This is a genomic window from Citrobacter sp. Awk 2 (assembly GCF_028069815.1).
In the GTDB taxonomy this organism is placed as follows: Bacteria; Pseudomonadota; Gammaproteobacteria; order Enterobacterales; family Enterobacteriaceae; genus Citrobacter.
The window spans coordinates 1-3,893 of sequence record NZ_JANEWL010000180.1 but is presented as its reverse complement, the minus strand read 5'-3'; the positions used below and the strand labels follow the sequence as shown (position 1 = coordinate 3,893).

Here is a 3,893-nt window from a genome sequence, read left to right as displayed (position 1 = left end):
AGTATACAGTATTTTTATATTATGAGAAGCCTGCACCCGTCCCGAAAAATGACAAATCCATGATGAATGCCAGACGGGATTATGCCCCCCTAATGTGAAGGGCGAAAACCCCCTTAATGAACGACGGGAGCAGGTTGTTGGCGCAAAGACGTCACCTTCTTCTGTTTATCCAGTTTGTTCACCAGCGGCTGCACAATTTTCTCTCCGTGCTGGCCAAAATATTGATACAGCGTGTCAGAGGCACTTTGCGTCAACACCATGATTTCAATGCGTCGGTTACCTGCACTTTCAGGATTCTTGGCATCCAGCAGCATTTGATCGGCCATCGCGCTAACCTGCATCACTTTACTCTGAGGCATTCCGGCATCCTCCAGCACACGACGGGCCGACAGTGCACGGTCGCCGGAGAGATTCCAGTTGTTATAGACATTGCTCTTGTAACTCATCGCGTCCGTATGGCCGGTAATGATGAGTTTGTTGTCCAGTGAATCAAACACCGGGGCCAGTTCTACCAGCAGCGCGTTAAAAAAGGGCGTAATTCTGGCGCTACCCCGTTCAAACATATTCCGGTTCTGGTCGTCTTTAATCAATACGCGTAGCCCCTGGGGCACAATCTCCATCTCCAGGTTGGCTTCCATATGCGCATTCCTCGCAATCACGCTAATGTCGGTTGCCAACTCACCCAACTCGCTCGCCGATTTTTTCTTTAGCAGGGCCGTTTTCTCATTCACATCACGCGCTTTCTTTTCTGTTTCTGCGCTCACCGTTGCCGTCTCTTTCGGTGCAGCTGTCTTCTCTTTATCCAGATTCGCGCGGGTGATACTTTGATTTTTCGTCGTAGAAGGTAGAGGTTGCTTGCCAATCTTATTCAGTGGCGCAAGCCCACCGCCGTTAAAGATGGATTGACCATGCAAGGCCGCCACGATGTTTTCTCGTTCTGATTTACTGACGCTGTTTACAATCAACTTCATTGTGGTAACCAAAGGCGCAGAGCGAATCTCCGAGGTTTCTGCCCGCTTTACGCTGGACGCCATGCCCGGTAAGCAGATGGCGATCGATGCCGATCTGAATGCCGGGCTTATCAACCAGCAACAGGCGCAGACTCGCCGTAAAGATGTCGCCAGCGAGGCCGATTTCTACGGTGCAATGGACGGCGCTTCAAAATTCGTACGCGGGGATGCCATCGCCGGGATGATGATACTGGCGATCAACCTGATTGGCGGTGTCTGCATCGGAATCTTTAAATACGATTTAAGTGCCGAGGCGGCCTTCCAGCAATACGTGTTGATGACCATCGGTGACGGCCTGGTCGCGCAAATCCCGTCTCTGCTGCTATCGACGGCTGCGGCAATCATCGTGACGCGCGTCAGCGATAATGGCGATATTGCTTCCGACGTTCGCACACAACTGTTGGCCAGCCCTTCCGTGCTGTATACCGCCACCAGCATTATGTTCGTGCTGGCGGTGGTACCAGGGATGCCGCACTTCCCGTTTCTGATTTTCAGCGGGCTGCTCGGGTTTACCGCCTGGCGTATGAGCAAACGACCGAAAGTCGCAGAAACTGAAGAGAAGAGTCTCGAAACGCTGAACAAAGCCATCGCCGAAACCAGCGAACTGCAGGTCAGTTGGGAGACTATTCCGCTGATTGAACCCATTAGCCTGAGTCTGGGCTACAAGCTGGTGTCGCTGGTGGATAAATCGAAAGGCAATCCGCTGACCCAACGCATTCGCGGCGTACGGCAAGTTATCTCCGATAACAACGGCGTGTTGCTACCAGAAATTCGTATTCGCGAAAACTTCAGGCTGAAACCCACGCAGTACGCCATTTTTATCAACGGAATCAAAGCCGATGAAGCAGATATCCCCGCAGATAAGCTGATGGCGCTCCCCTCCAGTGAGACCTATGGCGAGATTGATGGTGTGTTAGGTAACGATCCGGCTTACGGGATGCCCGTCACCTGGATTCAACCGGCGCAGAAAGCAAAAGCGCTCAATATGGGTTATCAGGTTATCGATAGCGCCAGTGTGATTGCGACACATGTGAATAAAGTCATCCGCAACTACATCCCTGACCTGTTTAACTACGACGATATTACACAATTGCATAATCGCCTCTCCTCGATGGCACCGCGGCTGGCTGAAGATCTCAGTGCTGCATTGAACTATAGCCAGCTGTTGAAGGTGTACCGGGCACTGCTTATTGACGGTGTTTCATTGCGCGATATCGTCACGATCGCCACTGTACTGGTCGCCAGTAGTGCCGTTACCAAGGATCATATTTTGTTAACCGCTGATATCCGTCTCGCGCTGCGCCGTAGCATTACCCACCCGTTTGTGCGCAAAGATGAGCTGGCGGTATACACGCTGAATAATGAGCTGGAGAACTTGCTGGCGAATGTGGTGAATCAGGCTCAGCAAAGCGGCAAAGTGGTGCTCGATAGCGTACCGGTCGATCCGAATATGCTCAATCAATTCCAGACCACTATGCCGCAGATTAAAGAACAGATGAAAGCCGCGGGTAAAGAGCCGGTACTGCTGGTCGCCCCGCAGCTACGTCCTCTGCTCGCGCGCTATGCGCGCCTGTTCGCACCCGGACTGCAAGTACTGTCGTATAACGAAGTACCGGACGAACTGGAATTAAACATTATGGGAGCGTTGAGCTAACGTAAACCCAGGGCGGCAACTTAAGTCTTAACTTACTTTGTCGCTTTATTACATTACGTAAGAAATACAGGCAATTGATGGGATCGCATTACACTTACAGGGACTGAAATGTAATGGCACGGAAGCAGGCTGAAAAAATGGTGCCTCACGAACCGGGGCATCGTCGTTATTCCCGACAATGGCTAACGTTTATGGAGTTTGTCCATCGGCAGGAGGAGGCGAGCACATCCCCCCGCCAAAAACATCGACCGAAACGTAAAGAGCAGGCTTCCGCCACGTATTTACTGTTTGAACTGTGCGAGTTGCTCTTCGTCGGCGTACTGATCTTTGCTTTTATGACGTTACTCCTGCTGATTATGAATTAAAGAATCGTATTCTCCGTAAGAATACGCCGGGCGCCGAGGTAATGGTCTTGCCAAAACGCATCAGATAAATGACTTACCCGAATACTTTCTCCCGTGCGTGGTGATTCAATAAACTGATCCTGCCCCAAATAGACGCCCATATGATCGGCAATATCCCGACTGTGAATGTGAAAGAACACGAGATCACCACGACGAAGATCGCGATCAGCCACAATCGTTGCCCGTCGATAGTGGTACATTTCGTTCGCCGTGCGGGGCAACTTTGCTGCCAGTATTTTGTTGTAGGCGTAAAAAATCAGTCCACTGCAGTCAAACCCGGCATCCGGATTGGTACCTCCCCACAGATAGGGCTTTCCCAACTGCTGCTCAAGACGATGGATAGCCACTTCAGTGATGTTGTGCAAATGATCGCTGCTAAGAAAATGTGCGTTCTCGGCGAGCGCCTGCCAATGATGATCGCTGGCTTTAAGCGGCCCGGGAAACCATTCCGGGTGCTGTTTAATCAGCGTCCTGTTTTGCTGGCGTAGCGCGCTTTTACTTTGCGCATTGCCTTCCACCACATAACTTGCCTGCTTTTTTACCTGCGCGTGGTACAGCTTCAGCAGCCGGGCGCGGTTACGCATGCGCATTTGCGCCGCATAGCTTAAATGGGCGTCAGATAAGAGGGGCTGAACTTTGGCGACAGACGGTGAGGACAACACAACACACAAAGACAGCAGGCCCGGCAAAATACGTCGGGACGCAGAGACAAAAGACATGAAAAAAGAGTACCGAGGCAAACACGTTCAGCGCAGTCTAGCGCGATGGCCTGACAATCCGTTTTAATATTCGATTATTAAATAATTATTTTTTAGAATTCAATAT

3 protein-coding genes and 1 pseudogene are annotated in these 3,893 nt (G+C 51.1%); 2 read left to right on the top strand and 2 right to left on the bottom strand.

Features of this window, described 5'->3' with window-relative positions; all coding sequences use genetic code 11:
- Positions 1-113: 113 nt before the first annotated feature.
- Positions 114-1,034: a putative lateral flagellar export/assembly protein LafU gene (lafU, locus tag NNO02_RS22855; protein ID WP_271455832.1), complete on the bottom strand. Its 921-nt coding sequence runs from the start codon at positions 1,032-1,034 to the stop codon at positions 114-116.
- On the opposite strand from lafU, the pseudogene NNO02_RS22850 reads away from it, so the two are divergent.
- Together NNO02_RS22850 and NNO02_RS22845 are read left to right on the top strand one after the other, a co-directional pair.
- Positions 946-2,664 (top strand): annotated as a pseudogene (locus tag NNO02_RS22850) (flagellar biosynthesis protein FlhA); the annotation flags it as partial. The gene lafU and the pseudogene NNO02_RS22850 sit on opposite strands and share 89 nt — an antisense overlap.
- 113 nt (positions 2,665-2,777) lie before the next feature.
- Positions 2,778-3,029 carry a hypothetical protein gene (locus NNO02_RS22845; protein ID WP_271450290.1) on the top strand — a complete coding sequence of 84 codons (252 nt, stop codon included), beginning with the start codon at positions 2,778-2,780 and terminating at the stop codon, positions 3,027-3,029.
- Here NNO02_RS22845 and NNO02_RS22840 read toward each other — a convergent pair.
- Entirely contained in the window at positions 3,026-3,787 is a 762-nt protein-coding gene (locus NNO02_RS22840; RefSeq protein WP_271442043.1) for a C40 family peptidase, read from the bottom strand. The two genes, NNO02_RS22845 and NNO02_RS22840, sit on opposite strands and share 4 nt — an antisense overlap.
- Positions 3,788-3,893 lie beyond the last annotated feature (106 nt).